13 protein-coding genes are annotated in these 15,285 nt (G+C 60.4%); 1 reads left to right on the forward strand and 12 read right to left on the reverse strand.

The window, feature by feature from the left end; genetic code table 11:
- Nucleotides 1-71: 71 nt before the first annotated feature.
- The 3 genes from QA646_RS03765 to QA646_RS03775 all read right to left on the reverse strand — a co-directional run bounded on the left by QA646_RS03765 (nucleotide 72) and on the right by QA646_RS03775 (nucleotide 5,008).
- Nucleotides 72-770 carry a phosphatase PAP2 family protein gene (locus QA646_RS03765; RefSeq protein ID WP_283057692.1) on the reverse strand — a complete coding sequence of 233 codons (699 nt, stop codon included), beginning with the start codon at nucleotides 768-770 and terminating at the stop codon, nucleotides 72-74.
- A gap of 129 nt (nucleotides 771-899) precedes the next feature.
- The gene (locus QA646_RS03770) at nucleotides 900-2,786 is read right to left on the reverse strand and encodes an ABC transporter ATP-binding protein/permease (protein ID WP_283057693.1); all 1,887 of its coding nucleotides are present in this window, start codon (nucleotides 2,784-2,786) and stop codon (nucleotides 900-902) included.
- Between the two features lie 185 nt (nucleotides 2,787-2,971).
- Nucleotides 2,972-5,008 carry a LysM peptidoglycan-binding domain-containing protein gene (locus QA646_RS03775; RefSeq protein ID WP_283057694.1) on the reverse strand — a complete coding sequence of 679 codons (2,037 nt, stop codon included), beginning with the start codon at nucleotides 5,006-5,008 and terminating at the stop codon, nucleotides 2,972-2,974.
- Nucleotides 5,009-5,163: 155 nt separating this feature from the next.
- Between QA646_RS03775 and QA646_RS03780 the strand changes: the two genes are divergently transcribed.
- Nucleotides 5,164-5,787: a TIGR00730 family Rossman fold protein gene (locus tag QA646_RS03780; protein ID WP_283057695.1), complete on the forward strand. Its 624-nt coding sequence runs from the start codon at nucleotides 5,164-5,166 to the stop codon at nucleotides 5,785-5,787.
- Nucleotides 5,788-5,815: 28 nt separating this feature from the next.
- Here QA646_RS03780 and rarD read toward each other — a convergent pair whose 3' ends face one another.
- The 9 genes from rarD to purF all read right to left on the reverse strand — a co-directional run bounded on the left by rarD (nucleotide 5,816) and on the right by purF (nucleotide 15,169).
- Nucleotides 5,816-6,727: an EamA family transporter RarD gene (gene rarD, locus QA646_RS03785; protein ID WP_283057696.1), complete on the reverse strand. Its 912-nt coding sequence runs from the start codon at nucleotides 6,725-6,727 to the stop codon at nucleotides 5,816-5,818.
- A 110-nt stretch (nucleotides 6,728-6,837) separates the two neighbouring features.
- The gene (gene cimA / locus QA646_RS03790) at nucleotides 6,838-8,454 is read right to left on the reverse strand and encodes a citramalate synthase (RefSeq protein ID WP_283057697.1); all 1,617 of its coding nucleotides are present in this window, start codon (nucleotides 8,452-8,454) and stop codon (nucleotides 6,838-6,840) included.
- A gap of 86 nt (nucleotides 8,455-8,540) precedes the next feature.
- Nucleotides 8,541-9,500, reverse strand: coding sequence for a prolyl aminopeptidase (gene pip / locus QA646_RS03795; protein ID WP_283057698.1), 960 nt, complete (start codon nucleotides 9,498-9,500; stop codon nucleotides 8,541-8,543).
- The gene (locus QA646_RS03800) at nucleotides 9,497-9,973 is read right to left on the reverse strand and encodes a GFA family protein (RefSeq protein WP_283057699.1); all 477 of its coding nucleotides are present in this window, start codon (nucleotides 9,971-9,973) and stop codon (nucleotides 9,497-9,499) included. Before QA646_RS03800 ends, pip begins: the two co-directional genes overlap by 4 nt.
- Nucleotides 9,966-10,451 (reverse strand): GFA family protein, encoded by a 486-nt coding sequence (locus QA646_RS03805; RefSeq protein ID WP_283057700.1) that lies wholly within the window; start codon nucleotides 10,449-10,451, stop codon nucleotides 9,966-9,968. The genes QA646_RS03800 and QA646_RS03805 overlap by 8 nt, the downstream gene beginning before the upstream one ends.
- 60 nt (nucleotides 10,452-10,511) lie before the next feature.
- Complete coding sequence (locus QA646_RS03810; RefSeq protein WP_283057701.1) at nucleotides 10,512-10,886, reverse strand: DUF559 domain-containing protein; 375 nt, start codon at nucleotides 10,884-10,886, stop codon at nucleotides 10,512-10,514.
- 251 nt (nucleotides 10,887-11,137) lie between these two features.
- Nucleotides 11,138-12,529, reverse strand: coding sequence for a cysteine--tRNA ligase (gene cysS, locus QA646_RS03815; RefSeq protein ID WP_283057703.1), 1,392 nt, complete (start codon nucleotides 12,527-12,529; stop codon nucleotides 11,138-11,140).
- Nucleotides 12,530-12,892: 363 nt separating this feature from the next.
- Complete coding sequence (locus QA646_RS03820) at nucleotides 12,893-13,633, reverse strand: SDR family NAD(P)-dependent oxidoreductase (RefSeq protein ID WP_283057705.1); 741 nt, start codon at nucleotides 13,631-13,633, stop codon at nucleotides 12,893-12,895.
- A 51-nt stretch (nucleotides 13,634-13,684) separates the two neighbouring features.
- Nucleotides 13,685-15,169: an amidophosphoribosyltransferase gene (gene purF, locus QA646_RS03825; RefSeq protein ID WP_283057706.1), complete on the reverse strand. Its 1,485-nt coding sequence runs from the start codon at nucleotides 15,167-15,169 to the stop codon at nucleotides 13,685-13,687.
- Between the last annotated feature and the right edge of the window lie 116 nt (nucleotides 15,170-15,285).

The raw sequence follows: 15,285 nt of genomic DNA on the forward strand, positions 1-15,285 counted from the left end.
GCGCCGGGCGCAAAGAAAAGGTCGCCGACGGGAAGCAGCGACCTTTCATGCCTGTGATTATAGGATAAAATTTAGAGGCCGAGAGCAGCGCGCAGCTCGGCCTTGGCGCCCTCATATTCGCTCTTGTAGTCGTCATGCGTCATGATGGTTTCGGCGATGACGGTGCCGGCGATATGGGCGGCTTCGATGTCGGAGGCGTAATGGATGCCGCCGACAACGCGGTTATGGCCATATTCCCAGGCGCGGGCCATGATGATGGCGCGCTTTTCCGGCACCATGTTTGCCAGCACGATGCCCATCAGCGTGCCGACCGTGGCGTGGCCGGATGGATATGAGCCGGACTTGGAGAGCGGTACGATCGGCTTTACGAGATCGCTGTAGAGGTGCGGACGCGGGCGCTTCCAGACATCCTTGGCCGGATCGACGACGGCGCCTTCGGTCTCGACGACGCGATCGAAGAATGCCGAGAACTTCGGCAGGTTTTCCTTGGTGAATTTCGGATTGTCGATAACGTCGGAGAAGCGCCAGACGTTCTCTTCGGCATCGGCAACGGCACGAGCTGCCATTTCCGGTGTGCGGGTAACCTGAATCATCAGGATTTCGCCGAGTTCGGCCTTCATCTGAGCCGAATCATTGGCAGGTGGCGGCGGCAGCAGGTTGAGGAGGTTTATCTCCTTGGCATCCGCGAAGGGTTTCGCATCACCGGCAAAAACCGGCGAGGCGGCGCCGACGACGAGCAGCAGCGTTAAGGTTCTGGCAAAATTACGCATTTGGGGCTCCCTTGATGTGAGACCCGTACCTATCAAGCTGTCATCTCAATCGCGTGACAAGCGAAGTCCGCAATGTCTCTGCGCCGCATTTGCCCGCAACGACGACGCAAGTCTCGCCGAGTCCACTCTTCAGTTCGCCGGCGCCAGCCGGCTGACCACGCCGAGTTCGTCGCTCTCGCGCACCTGTTTCAGATGTTCTTCCGCCTGTGTTGCCTCGCGCTGGCGGTTCCACATCGAGGCATAGAGGCCGTTTTGCTCCAGAAGGGCGGCGTGCGTGCCGCGCTCGGCGATCTCACCGCTTTTTAGCACGATGATCTCATCGGCGCCGATGACGGTGGAGAGTCGGTGGGCAATGACCAGCGTTGTGCGGTTTTTCGAGACGACGTCGAGTGCCGCCTGGATTTCCCGTTCGGTTGTCGTATCCAGCGCCGAGGTGGCCTCGTCAAGGATAAGCACGGGCGGAGCCTTGAGGATGGTGCGGGCGATGGCAACGCGCTGCTTCTCGCCGCCCGACAGTTTCAATCCGCGTTCGCCGACCTTCGTGTCGAAGCCCTCGGGCAGATGGCGGATGAAGTCGCCGATCTGGGCGATTTCTGCGGCGGTCGTCACCTCGTTTTCGCTCGCACCGGGTCGGCCGTAGCGAATGTTATAGGCGATGGTGTCGTTGAAGAGCACAGTGTCCTGCGGCACCATGCCGATGACCTTGCGCAAGCTCTTTTGCGTCACCGTGCGCAGATCCTGACCGTCAATGGTGATCGTGCCGCTCTGTACGTCGTAAAAGCGGTAGAGAAGCCGCGACAGGGTCGATTTTCCGGCACCCGAAGGGCCGACGACGGCGACCGTCTTGCCGGCCGGCACCTCGAAGGAAATGCCTTTGAGGATCGGCCGGGCGGAATCATAGGCGAAATGCACATCCTTGAACGAGATGGCACCGTTGCCGATGACCAGTTCCCTGGCGCCGGGAGCATCCGTCACCTCGGGCTTGACTTCCAGCAGATCGAACATCTCCTCGATGTCGGTCAGGCCCTGGCGGATTTCGCGATAGACGAAGCCGATGAAGTTCAGCGGCACAGAAAGCTGCAGCAGCATCGAGTTGATGAAGACGAAATCGCCGACCGTCTGATGCCCGTGAAGAACGGCCCAGCCGGAAAATACCAGCATGACCGTGGTGCCGAGGCCAAAGATCAGGCCTTGGCCGAAGTTCAGCCATCCCAGCGAAGTCCAGACATCGGTGGCGGCCTTCTCATAGCGCGACATCGACTGATCGAAGCGCCTTGCCTCCATCTCCTCGTTGCCGAAATATTTGACCGTTTCGAAGTTCAGAAGCGAATCGATCGCCTTGGTGTTGGCGTCGGTGTCGCTCTCGTTCATCGAGCGGCGGATGGAAATGCGCCAGTCGCTCGCCCGGACGGTGAACCAGATGTAGAGCCAGACTGTGACGGCAGTAATGGCGAGATAGGAAAAGCCATAACCGCGCCAGAAGATAACTGCGGTCAGCAGGAATTCGACGAAGGTCGGAACGGTGTTGAGAATGGTGAAGCGGACGATCGTCTCGATGCCCTTGGTGCCGCGTTCGATGATGCGCGACAGGCCGCCAGTCTTGCGCTCGAGATGAAAGCGCAGCGACAGCTCGTGCATGTGCACGAACGTCCGGTAGGCGAGCTGACGCACGGCATATTGGCCGACACTGGCAAAGAGCGAGTCGCGCAATTGGTTGAGGCCGAGCTGGATGAGGCGAGTAACGTTCGTGGCGACGATGAGCGCGATGGCGCCCACCATGAAGGCCGGCAGGATGCCCTGCATGTCCAGCTTGCCGTTCAGGGCATCGACGGACCATTTGAAGAAATACGGAACCAGCAGCAGGAAGAATTTGGAGACCAGCAGGAAGACGGTCGCCCAGACCACGCGCATCTTCAGGTCCATGCGTCCGGCCGGCCACATATACGGCCAGAGATTGACGATCGTATTCAACGGATTGCTGGAATCCGCCGATATTGTCTTCTTGCGGTCTGCCATGTCCGTCTCCGGCAAATATCTGAGCCAGCCGGGTACGGCGAGCGCTCGCGCAGCCTGGCTGGACGGCCCCGTCAGGTATGAGCAGGGCAATGAGGGTCGGCGGGAGGCTTATACTATTTTTATGTCGGGTAAAAGCAGAGGCCAGACGTTGATGTGCCTGGCCTCCTGAGGTGAGAGGTGATGTCTTAAAGATGTCCGCCTGAAAGCCGCTTGCGGTGCAGTTCTTCCGCATTCGGCAGCGCGTCCTTCGGCAGGCCGAAAACCTGGCCGGGCAGAATGCGGTCCGGATTGTTGATCTTGTCCTCATTGGCGAGATAGATCGTCGTGTAGCGCACGCCGGCGCCGTAGGTGCGGCGAGAAATCTGCCAGAGCGTATCGCCGCGACGGATGATGACCGCATTGGTGTTCTGCGAAAGGGGTGCTTGCTGCAGAGTCTTGGGGCCGCTGCCGCTGGAGGAGGTGTCGGCACTGGCCGGTGCCGTGGTGGTATTCTCGGGCTTGGTGACGGCAGCGATCATCTGTCCGAGATTGGGCAGCCCATCGCCGACCGACTTCGGGTCTCTCGGTAGAGCCTGCAGCGCTCCTAGCGCCTGGCCAGCCGCATTTGCCGCATCGGCTGCAGCCTGTTTTAGCGTGGGACTGGCATCGATCGCCGGACGGAATTCCGAAAGCGACTTCAGAGCAATTTCAGTTCCCGAGCGAGCGGCTGCAAGTTGTTCTGCATTCGGCTGCTTGCCGTTGGCAAAAAGGTCCTTCAGCAGGGCGAAAGCCTTGGCGGTATTCTCCCGCAGCTTGCCAAGCTCACCTTCGTCGAGCGGCACCATGGTTGTGGCCGAGGCGCTGCCACTGCTGCCGGAGGCCGCCGGTGTTTGCGCCGCGACGGTCACCTGATTGCCTTCCGGACGGGTGAAATTGACGCTGGTGCGCACCGTGACCTTGCCGGTGCCGTCGAGGACATCGACACGGATCTTATGGTCGCCCACCGTCAGCGGCATCGTGCCGTCGACGACGAAATGCCCGTCGGCTCCGGCTGCGATCTCGCCGATCAGCTTGTCGTCGGCATAGGCGCGAACCTTAGCGTTCGGCTTGGTCGTGCCGGCAACGAAGATGTGGTTGTTTTCGATCTCGACTGCATTGACCAAGACATCGGGCTGGCTACCCGTCGTTGTTGCAGGAGCGGTCCCGGCGTCGCTGGCCGGATTGGCGGAGGCAACAGCAGTGTTGTCCTGTGGTTTGGCCCCGGTTGCGTCGTTCGCGGGCGTATTGGCCGCCATCTGCTCGTCGGACGCGGCGCGCCCTTGCTTGGCCGACGGCGCGGTGATGATGCGGCTTGCCGCGCCGGGCTTGGAAACCATGGCGAGAAGCTGGCTCTTGTCGTCCTTCGGAACCGAAACGGTAGCAACTTCCTCTGAAGTGACGGCCTTGCCGTCCTTGCCGGTTGCACGCAACACAAGTTCATGATCGCCGGGCGGCAGCGGATTGTCGAGCACGGCGGCAAAATCGCCGCTCGGTCCGACCTCGGTCGTCGTCACCACCTTGTCTCCATCGACGATCTCCAGCTTGGAATTCGACTCGGCCTTGCCGGCTATGACGGTGGAGCCGTCGGGCTCGACACGCAGCACATCGAAAGAGGGCGTAACTGGGTCTGCCGCTTGCGTTTGCGGCGCGCTTTCGCCGGTGAGCGCTACGCGCGCCTTGTCGATTGCGGCGGTAGCATCCGCGATGTTCTCCGGAAGCGACTGGATGATGGCGAGCGCCTTGCCGGCGCCGTCATGGGCCTTGTTGACCAGAGCGGCCGTTACCGCATCCGTACCTTGGGGAGCGGCAAAATCGACGATCGCCTGCAGGGCAGTGGTCACCTTCGTCTTGGCCGAGGTGAATACATCCTCGCTCGGCCCCTTGCCGTCCTTGAAGAGCGCCCTGAGATCGGAAAGGGAGGTGACAGCCGTGCCGCTGAGATCGGTAAGCTTCTTCGTGACATCGGCGGCGTTGGTTGCGGTTGCGACGCCACCCTCCGTTACCTCACCAACCTTTTTCACGGAGTCGCCGGCCTTTTGGCCATTCTCCGAAATGGTGTTTTTCACCGCGTCGCTCGCCTGATTGATGGCATCACTGATTGACTTCTTATCGCCGTTGATACGCGGCATCACAAAGAAGACCATCAGGATAGTCGCAACTACCAGCACCAACAGAGCCAGCAAGCCGGCACGGTTCTTCATCATATTTATCTCCAAGCGGCGGAGTCATCTCCACTCTTGAAATTGCTAACGATTTCGCCTGCTTTTACAAGCTTTCTCAGCCATTTCTGTATGCCATGGCACAAGTTTTCTTTTGGAAAATTCTTGACTGAGCATTTGCAGCATAGTTGTTTGCATCCATGACTGACGATTCTGCGCCAATTCGATCCATCTGCGTCTATTGCGGCTCGAGGCCGGGGCGCGATCCTTCCCACATGGCTGCCGGCCGTGAGCTTGGTAAGAACATTGCCGAGAGCGGGTTGCGCCTAGTCTATGGCGGCGGAACGAAAGGCATCATGGGCGCCGTGGCAAGCGGCGTCTTGTCGCATGGTGGTCAGGTCACCGGCATCATTCCGGAGTTCCTCGTCGACATGGAAGCGACGCGCCATTCCCTCGGTCAATTGGACGAGCTGATCATAACCCCGGACATGCATACGCGCAAACACACCATGTTTGAGCGCTCTGACGCCTTCGTGGCGCTGCCGGGCGGCATCGGTACGCTGGAGGAGATCGTCGAGATCATGACCTGGGGTCAGCTCGGCCGCCATGAAAAGCCGATGGTCTTCGCCAATGTCAATGGTTTCTGGAATCCGATGATGGAGCTGATCCGCCATATGACGGAAGAAGGCTTCGTCCATACCGCCCATCGCGTGCAGCCGCTGGTCATCGACAAGATCGCCGACATCATTCCGGCGATCCGCAAGCATGCCGCCGAAACCGTGGGATCACGCGGCGGCGAAGAGGCTGTCATTTCGAAGCTATGATTAGAGATTTGCTAACCATGTCCAGTCGTTAGCGCGATCGGCTCTGACGCAACATCGACCAGCTATAAAGCGCTAGCCCCGCCCAGATCAGCGAGAAGGCGATCATCTGCGTCGTGCCGAAAGGCTCCCTGAACAGGAAGACGGCAATGAGAAAGACCATGGTCGGCACGATATATTGCATGATGCCGATCGTGGAGAGCCTGAGAAGCTTCGCTCCATTGGCGAAGATCATCAGCGGCAGGGCAGTCACAAATCCGCAGCCGAGCAGAAGTGCGGTATCCGAGAGGCCGGTCTGATAGAAGTGACCTTCGCCGCGCGCCTCAAGATAGAGAATGTAAAGTGTTGCGGGAATGCAGAGCAGCAGCACCTCGAGGAAGAAACCCTGGTTGGGTCCGACCGGGAGCGTCTTGCGGAAAAAGGCGTAGAAGCCCCAGGAGAACGTCAGCGAGAGCGCCACCCAGGGCAGGGTGCCGGCTTCGACGGTCAGGATGACGACCGCTGCGCCCGCCAGACCGATCGCGACGATCTGCGCCGGCGCAAGCCTCTCCTTCAGCAGCAAAGAGCCAAGCGCGATGCTGAACAGCGGATTGATGAAATACCCCAGCGCCGCATCGAGCGAATGTCCTGCGCCGATCGCCCAGACATAGGTACCCCAATTGATGGTAATCAGCGTCGCCGTCACCGACGCCATGGCGACCGTTCGCGGGTTGCTGAGCGCTGCCTTGACATCGCCCATACGGCCGAGCGCCAGAAGCACGGCGCCGGCGACGGGAACGGACCAGAAGATGCGGTGGGCGATGACCTCCATGGCCGGAATATGCGCCATCGCTTTCATGTAGAGCGGCAGGACACCCCAAAGCAGATAGGCCGTCAGCACAAAGCCGAATCCGCGCGGGCTGTCCTCGTTCTTGATCTCAGATGCGGCCGTGTCGGTAGCCATTGGTATTTCCCGCCGTACTATTTTCTTTTGCGACGGGCTTACTCCAATGCAGGTTGTGGCGCCAATTCATTTCCTTGACGGCATCGTCAAGGTTTTTGATGAGCGGCGGATCACTCCGCCGCGATCTTGCCCGCCATGTGCCGGTTCTTCATCAGTTTGTAGATGACGGAATCCATCAGCGCCTGGAAAGAGGCGTCGATGATGTTTTCCGAAACGCCAACCGTCCACCAGCGCACGCCGCTGCTGTCGGTGGATTCGATCAGAACGCGGGTGATGGCCTCGGTGCCGCCATTGAGGATACGCACCTTGAAGTCGGCAAGCACCAGATCGTCGATCTCATGCTGGTATTTGCCGAAATCCTTGCGCAGCGCCAGGTCGAGCGCATTGACCGGGCCATCGCCTTCGGCGACGGACATGATGGTGTGGCCGTCGATGATGATTTTGACCACCGCTTCCGAGACGATCTTCACCCGGCCGTGGGAATCGAAGCGACGCTCGACCATGACGCGGAAGCCGTCGATCGCGAAGAATTCCGGGATGGTGCCGAGGGTGCGGCGGGCCAGAAGCTCGAAGCTGGCATCGGCGCCCTCATAAGCGTAACCGGAAGCTTCGCGCTCCTTGACGATCTGGATCAGCCGGTCGAGCTTCGGGTCGTCCTTGCCGACCTCAATGCCGCGTCGCTTCAGCGCATTGATGAAATTCGACTTGCCGCCTTGGTCCGATACCATGACCTTGCGGAAATTGCCGACGCTTTCCGGCGGCACATGCTCGTAGGTGCGTGGGTCCTTCAGCAAGGCCGAGGCGTGGATACCGGCTTTGGTCGCAAAGGCCGAGGCTCCGACATAGGGAGCCTGATGGTCAGGCGAGCGGTTCAGCAGCTCGTCGAAGGCATGCGACAGAGTGGTCAGACCTAGCAGCCGTTCGCCATCGATCGCCGTTTCGAAGCGCTCGCTATAGGCCCTTTTCAGCGCCAGGGTGGGGATCAGCGTAATCAGGTTGGCATTGCCGCAGCGTTCGCCGACGCCGTTCAGCGTGCCCTGGATCTGCCGTACCCCGGCCTCTACGGCGGCGAGCGAATTGGCAACCGCCTGGCCGGTGTCATTATGGGCATGGATGCCAAGACAGTCGCCGGGTACGCCCTCGGCGATCACGGCTTCGACAATGGCGCGCACTTCCGGCGGCTGCGTGCCGCCATTGGTGTCGCAGAGCACGACCCAGCGCGCGCCGGCCTCATAGGCCGTCTTGGCGCAGGCCAGCGCATAGCTCGGATTGGCCTTGTAGCCGTCGAAGAAATGCTCGCAGTCGACCAGCGCTTCCTTGCCGGCTTCGATTGCCGCTTTGACGCTTTCGGCGATGCATTCAAGATTTTCCTCGTTGGTGCAGCCAAGCGCGACCTTGACATGATAATCCCAGCTCTTGGCGACGAAACAGATGGCGTCTGCCTCTGCCTGCAGCAGGCTGGCAAGACCCGGATCGTTGGAGGCGGAAACGCCGGCGCGCTTAGTCATGCCGAAGGCGACGAAGGAGGCGGTCTGCGTCCGCTTTTCATTGAAGAAAGCGGTATCGGTCGGATTGGCGCCGGGATAGCCGCCCTCGACATAGTCGAGGCCGAATTCGTCCAGCATGGTGGCGATGGAAATCTTGTCCTCGACCGAAAAGTCGATGCCGGGCGTCTGCTGCCCGTCGCGCAAGGTCGTGTCGAAGAGATAGATTTTTTCGCGTGTCATTCTGTTTCCTCCGGCGAACCGGTTCTTTCTTGCTCAGTCGCCCCCTCCGCGTTAGCGGGAGAGGGCTTAGGCGAGGGCCTGCTGGATCAAATTTTCCCGGCAAACTTATCTGTCGCGCGGATCAATTGGTCCAGTATCCCCGGTTCGGAAAAGGCATGGCCGGCCCCTTCGATCAGGTGGAACTCCGCCTTCGGCCATGCCTTGTGCAGAGCCCAGGCGTATTTGGCCGGGCAGGGCATGTCATAGCGGCCATGGACGATGACGCCAGGAATGTCCTTCAGCTTGTGCGCATCGTTGAGGAGTTGGCCTTCCTCCATCCAGCCGGCATTGACGAAGAAGTGGTTTTCGATGCGTGCAAAGGCGTGCGCATATTCCGCGTCTTCGAACGGCCCGCTGGTCGCCGGGTCCGGCAACAGGGTAATCGTCTCACCTTCCCAGATGGCCCAGGCCTTGGCCGCCTCGAGGCGCACGGCCTTGTCCTCGTGCGTCAGCCGGCGGTGATAGGCAAGCATCATCTCGTGACGCTCTTCCGGCGGGATCGGCGCGACGAAGCGCTCCCACTTATCGGGGAACATTTCCGAGACGCCAAACTGATAATACCAGTCAAGCTCGGCCTTGGTCAGCGTATAGATGCCGCGCACAACCAACTCTGAAATCCGTTCGGGATGTTTTTCCGCATAGGCGAGGGCCAGCGTCGAGCCCCAGGAGCCGCCGAACACCAGCCACTTGTCCACGCCAGCCATTTCTCGCAAACGCTCGATATCAGCGACCAGATGCCAGGTCGTGTTCGCTTCGAGACCGGCATGCGGCGTCGACTTGCCGCAGCCGCGTTGGTCGAATAGGGTTACGTCGTAAAGCGCCGGATCGAACACGCGGCGATGCTTCGGCGAGATACCGCCGCCCGGGCCGCCATGCAGGAAAACGGCAGGCTTTGCCCCAGGCGTGCCGATGCGTTCCCAATAGACCGCGTGGCCGTCGCCGACATCAAGGTGACCGGAGGCATAGGGCTCGATTTCCGGGTAAAGCGTACGCAATACTTCCGTCATATTTTCAATCCCTCGGCAGGCCAGACGTCCGTATCGTGATCGGGATGCTGGAAGGAGATGATCTGCTCCTGCCGCGCGTAAAAATCCGGATCCTGATGGATGGGCTGCTCGAATATGGTGTCGACCCAAGGCAGGCGCGAGGCGTAGTTGACCTGGATCTGCGGCGCCAAATCGTCGCGCTCATCAAAGGCGCCGATGGCGATCTCCAGCCCGCCCGGATGGCGATAGGTCAGCGGCGTGCCGCAGTTCTTGCAGAAGCCGCGATCGATGTTGACGGAAGACTGGAAATAGGTCGGCTCCCCCCGCGTCCATTCCAGGCCGTCGTCCGGCGCCGTGACAAGGGCCGAGAAGAAGTTGCCGAACTGCTTCTGGCACATGCGGCAATGGCAGATCGATGGGCGGCCGAGCTGACCGCGAATGCGAAACCGCACCGCGCCGCATTGGCACCCTCCGCTTCGGATGGCTTCAGTCATGGCTCTTCTCCTGTGGCCAGCTTTGCGTATCGTGATCGGGATGTTGGTATGAGACGATGTTCAGCACGAAGGGCGCCTGTTCCGCATCTTCTTCCGTCCGGTGTCCCGGCAGCAGATGCAGCCCGTCGACGAACCCTATCTTGCCTTCCATGCCGAATTGCACCACCGGCGGCAACAGCGACGGATCATCGAAAGCACCCGCCGCGATCGCCACGCCATCCGGCGCCTCATAGGTCAACGGCGTACCGCAATCGCCACAAAATCCGCGCTCGACGAAATTGGAAGACCGGAATTTCTTACGCTCTCCCCGCGTCCAGACAAGCTCGGCGCCACGGGCCGAGACCAGCGGCGCGTAATAGGCACCGAAGGCTTTCTGGCACATCCGGCAATGACAGATCGATGCGTCCTTAAGCTCGCCGCGGATACGGAAACGAATTGCACCGCATTGGCAGCCGCCGGTGTAGGTGGAGGAGGTCATGCTGGAAGCTCCCTATTGCGACTGAGCAAGTGGCTTTGGTTGTGAGGAACGCTATCCATCTCAAATATCCTCCAACAAGTGCTCAATATGTCTTTCGATTTCCAGAAACACATGATCTTGCGCCTGCAGCACATCAAGATTGTCGAATCGCAATATGCGGAAGCCCTGCCGTTTCAAGAATGCGTCGCGTGCGAGGTCGTGTAGTTTCCCCGCATCGGTCTCATGACTATCGCCGTCCACCTCTATGATGATCCTTGCAGAAAGCCACGCAAAGTCCGCGATGTAGGGACCGACCGGCGTTTCCCTGCGGAAACGCGCACCACGAGGGCGAAAATCACGCAACATATCCCACATGGCAGCCTCCGCCTTCGTCATCTCCGAACGAAGCTTTCGCACGCGTTGTCGGGTTACTGGCTTGATGTTGCTGTGTGGCATGCGGATGATCCTCTTAGATCATCAATTGATGATAGGTGGTGATGAAGGAAGACCCCTCCCCAACCCTCCCCACAAGGGGGAGGGGGTTAACCTGCGGATTGCCTTCGATAAAACAACTGAGGTCCGTGTTTGCTGAAGTTCGGATGTTTCCGCTTCCAATCGGCCAAATGGGTATGCGGAGGTTGCGGCCAGCGAGCCCCTCCCTCTTGTGGGGAGGGGTTGGGGAGGGGTGGTCGACGCAATCGAGAATCTCACCGCTTGACCTCCCAAGTCGTCGTCCGCTCACCGGTTACCGGGTCCTTGCCGTCCTTCAACTGAATGCCCTCAGCCAAAAGCACCTCGCGGATTTTGTCCGCTTCGGCAAAGTTCTTCGCCTTCAGCAGTTCCAGCCGCGCCCGCACCCGCCTGTTGATTTCCGCGACGACGGCGTCATCCATCTCCACCTTCTCGGGCAACAGGCCGAGAAGTGCCGCGCTTGCGGCGAAAGTCGGCAGGATGCTGGGATCGGCATTGGCAGCTTGTGCCAGGGCATGCAATGCCTTGATCGCGGCGACTGTGTTGAGATCGTCGGCGAGCGCCGCCACGATCGCGGCATCCGGCGCGGCATCGCCGATATCAGCCGCCGGCCATTTCGCCAGAAGCCGCTCAGCCTCTTCCAGCCTCTTCACGGAAAAGTCGATCGGTTCGCGGTAATGCGTCATCAGCATGGCAAGCCGCAGCACCGCGCCCGGCCAGACGCGGCTGCCGAGTTTTTCGGTGTGCAGCAGTTCGTAGATGGTGACGAAATTGCCTTCTGATTTCGACATCTTGCGGCCTTCGACCTGCAGGAAACCGTTATGCATCCAGACATTCGCCATCACATCGGTGCCATGCGCGCAACGCGATTGGGCGATCTCGTTTTCGTGGTGCGGGAAAATCAGATCCAATCCGCCGCCGTGAATGTCGAAGACGTCGCCGAGATAGCGCCCGCTCATGGCGGAGCATTCGATATGCCAGCCCGGACGGCCGCGGCCCCAGGGGCTATCCCAACCGGGCTCGTTCTCGTCCGACAGCTTCCAGAGCACGAAATCGCCTGGGCTCTTCTTGTGCTCTTCGACCGCGACGCGGGCGCCGGCCTGCTGCTCATCGAGGTTGCGCTTGGAGAGTTGGCCGTAATCTACCATGGATTTGGTGTCGAACAGCACTTCTCCAGCCGCCTGATAAGCATGGCCCTTGGCGATCAACTTTTCGATGATCTCGATCATCTGTGCGATGTTTTCCGTCGCCCGCGGCTGCACCGTCGGCTCAAGGCAGCCGAGGGCGATCACGTCTTGGCGATATTGCGTCTCGGTCTTCTCGGTGACCAGGCGGATCGCTTCGTTGAGCGGCAAACCGGGATGGTCACGCAATGCCCGCGTATTGATCTTGTCATCAACGTCGGTGATGTTGCGCACATAGGTGACGTGGCTTTCGCCATAGATCTGCCGCAGCAGCCGGAAGAGCACGTCGAAGACGATGGCCGGGCGGGCGTTGCCGATATGGGCGAAATCGTAGACCGTCGGGCCGCAGACATACAGGCGGACGTTCTTGCGGTCGATCGGCTTGAAGTCGACCTTTTCGCGCGTCAGCGTGTTGTAGAATTTCAGGTGCGGCTCGGTGCCCATTTCACTCTCCCAAAGGCATAAATCCGAAAAATATCGTCACCGGCAGGCCGGGACGTTTGTCATCTTGGATTTCGGGAGACGAAAACGGCCAGGCCAGCGGAACGCTAGCAAATAATCTTCCGGCAGATAATGCAGATAACCGTTTTCATGGGCGGCTTTATCGCGCGACTACGGTGATTGGTCAAGGGGGGAGTGTCCCCTTCTCCCCGTCGGGGAGAAGGTGCCCGAAGGGCGGATGAGGGGCTGTTGAGCGTCGCGAAACAGGCCTTGAGGGGCAAGCGAAAGGCAATCCCCCTAACGGTGCATTACCCCCTCAACCTGCGCTACGCGCATCCTTCTCGCCGGCGGGGAGAAGGTGATCATTCATTCCGGCATCCGATAGTCGACGAGCTTGTTCTCGCGCACGATGAAGAGCTTGCCGGTTTCGGTCACGTCCGGGCCGGCAAGCGGGAGGATGGCTTGCGCCACTTCGCGCGGATGCGGCAGCGTCTCCGGATCTTCGCCGGGCATTGCCTGTGCGCGCATTGCCGTGCGGGTGGCGCCTGGGTCGACGCTGGTGATCCGCAGCGCCGTACTCTGGGTTTCGCCGGCCCAAGTGCGGGCAAGCGCCTCGACAGCCGCCTTGGATGCCGAGTAGGGACCCCAGAAGGGCCGGCAGCGATGGGCTGCGGCCGAGGAAAGGATGATGGCGCGGCCCGCGTCCGCGCGCATCAGCAGCGGCTCTACCGAGCGGATCAGCCTCCAAGTCGCGGTAACGTTGATGGTCATCACCTTTTCGAACACCTTGGCTTCGACGTGGCCGATCGGCGAGATGACGCCGAGCACACCGGCATTGGCGACGAGGATATCGAGCTTGCCCCAGCGCTCGAACATAGACCCGCCGAGCGCATCGATCGCGGCCATGTCCGCTAGATCGAAGGGCACCAGCGTCGCTGATCCGCCGACAGCCTTGATGGCGTCGTCGAGCTCTTCAAGGCCGCCCACCGTGCGGGCGCAGGCAATCACATGCGCGCCGGCCTTGGCGAGTTCCAGTGCGGTGAAATAACCAATACCGCGCGACGCGCCGGTAACCAGGGCGATTTTGTCCTTGAGATCTATGCTCATACTGTCTTGGTCCGAATGCGCTGGAGAGGGAGAGCGGCGAAAAGCCCCGTGTCAGCCATTGCTGGCGAGCACGGAAAGCTTGCGCACATTGCTGGTGCTTTCCCGGTCGAGCAGGCGTGTCGGATAGTCGCCGGTGAAATAATGGTCGGTGAACTGTGGCTGCGCATTGTCGCGCGGTGCGCCGCCGACGGCGCGGTAGAGGCCGTCGATCGACAGGAACTCCAGCGAATCGGCACCGATGAAATCGCACATCGCCTTCAGGCTGCTGTACTGATTGGCAAGCAGCTTGTCAGCGTCCGGCGTGTCGATGCCGTAGAAATCCGGGTGGTAGATCATCGGGCTGGCGACGCGGATATGCACCTCGCGGGCGCCTGCATCGCGGATCATCTGCACGATCTTGACCGATGTCGTGCCGCGCACGATGGAATCGTCCACCAGAACGACGCGTTTACCTTCGATGATGGCGCGGTTGGCGGAGTGCTTCAGCTTGACGCCGAAGGCACGGATCTGCTGCGTCGGCTCAATGAAGGTGCGGCCGACATAGTGATTGCGGATGATGCCGAGCTCGAAGGGGATGCCGCTTGCCTGGGCATAGCCGATCGCTGCCGGCGTGCCGCCATCCGGCACCGGCACGACGACATCGGCCTCGACGGGCGCTTCCTTGGCGAGATTGATGCCCATATTCTTGCGGGCAACGTAAACGTTACGACCACCGACCACGGAATCGGGACGGGCGAAATAGACATATTCGAACAGGCAGAGACGTTCAGGCTGGGAAACGTCGGGCTTGCGGGCATCGATGGTGATCGAGCCGTCCGACTGGATCTCGCAGATGATGACTTCGCCGTTTTCAACGTCACGAATGTATTTGGCGCCGATAATGTCGAGCGCACAGGTTTCGGAGCAGAAGATCGGCTTGCCGTCGAGTTCGCCCATCACCAGCGGCCGGATGCCGATCGGATCGCGCGCTGCGATCAGCTTGGTGCGCGTCATGGCAAGCATCGAATAACCGCCTTCCATCTGGCGGATCGCATCGATGAAGCGGTCGGAAGAGGAGGGGTGCTTGGAGCGTGCGATGAGATGGAGAACGACTTCCGTGTCCGATGTCGACTGACAGATGGCGCCATCGGCGATCAACTGCCGGCGCATGGTCAGGCCGTTGGTGAAATTGCCGTTGTGAGCGATGGCGATGCCACCGACTTCCAGCTCGGCAAACAGCGGCTGGACGTTGCGCAGGATGGTTTCGCCCGTCGTCGAATAACGCACATGGCCGATCGAACGGTCGCCGGGCAGCCGGGCCAGGGTGGCAGGGTCGGTATAGTGATCGCCGACGAGACCCATGCGCCGCTCCGAATGAAAGCGCTGGCCATCGAAGCAGACGATGCCGGCCGCTTCCTGACCGCGATGCTGCAAGGCATGCAAGCCGAGCGCCGTCAGCGTCGCAGCATCGGGATGGCCGAGAATGCCGAATACACCGCATTCCTCATGCAGCGTATCACCGTCGATATCATCCTCGATGGAAAGGGAGTGGTTCATGGCTGCAGGCCTTTGCTCTCAACAGGGGACCGGTCAGGCGGCGTCGCGACTGAATGCAAAAATAACTGAAAATCCGGCGGGAAAGAATATCCGGCCGGATTTTCGGATTTCGTGCC

The sequence above is a fragment of the Rhizobium sp. CB3090 genome (assembly GCF_029714285.1).
In the GTDB taxonomy this organism is placed as follows: domain Bacteria; phylum Pseudomonadota; class Alphaproteobacteria; order Rhizobiales; family Rhizobiaceae; genus Rhizobium.

Bases quoted from the DNA above. Each gene is read 5' to 3' on its own strand.
- QA646_RS03765 (WP_283057692.1), bottom strand. From the start codon at position 770: ATGCGTAATTTTGCCAGAACCTTAACGCTGCTGCTCGTCGTCGGCGCC.
- QA646_RS03770 (WP_283057693.1), bottom strand. From the start codon at position 2,786: ATGGCAGACCGCAAGAAGACAATATCGGCGGATTCCAGCAATCCGTTG.
- QA646_RS03775 (WP_283057694.1), bottom strand. From the start codon at position 5,008: ATGATGAAGAACCGTGCCGGCTTGCTGGCTCTGTTGGTGCTGGTAGTT.
- QA646_RS03780 (WP_283057695.1), top strand. From the start codon at position 5,164: ATGACTGACGATTCTGCGCCAATTCGATCCATCTGCGTCTATTGCGGC.
- rarD (WP_283057696.1), bottom strand. From the start codon at position 6,727: ATGGCTACCGACACGGCCGCATCTGAGATCAAGAACGAGGACAGCCCG.
- cimA (WP_283057697.1), bottom strand. From the start codon at position 8,454: ATGACACGCGAAAAAATCTATCTCTTCGACACGACCTTGCGCGACGGG.
- pip (WP_283057698.1), bottom strand. From the start codon at position 9,500: ATGACGGAAGTATTGCGTACGCTTTACCCGGAAATCGAGCCCTATGCC.
- QA646_RS03800 (WP_283057699.1), bottom strand. From the start codon at position 9,973: ATGACTGAAGCCATCCGAAGCGGAGGGTGCCAATGCGGCGCGGTGCGG.
- QA646_RS03805 (WP_283057700.1), bottom strand. From the start codon at position 10,451: ATGACCTCCTCCACCTACACCGGCGGCTGCCAATGCGGTGCAATTCGT.
- QA646_RS03810 (WP_283057701.1), bottom strand. From the start codon at position 10,886: ATGCCACACAGCAACATCAAGCCAGTAACCCGACAACGCGTGCGAAAG.
- cysS (WP_283057703.1), bottom strand. From the start codon at position 12,529: ATGGGCACCGAGCCGCACCTGAAATTCTACAACACGCTGACGCGCGAA.
- QA646_RS03820 (WP_283057705.1), bottom strand. From the start codon at position 13,633: ATGAGCATAGATCTCAAGGACAAAATCGCCCTGGTTACCGGCGCGTCG.
- purF (WP_283057706.1), bottom strand. From the start codon at position 15,169: ATGAACCACTCCCTTTCCATCGAGGATGATATCGACGGTGATACGCTG.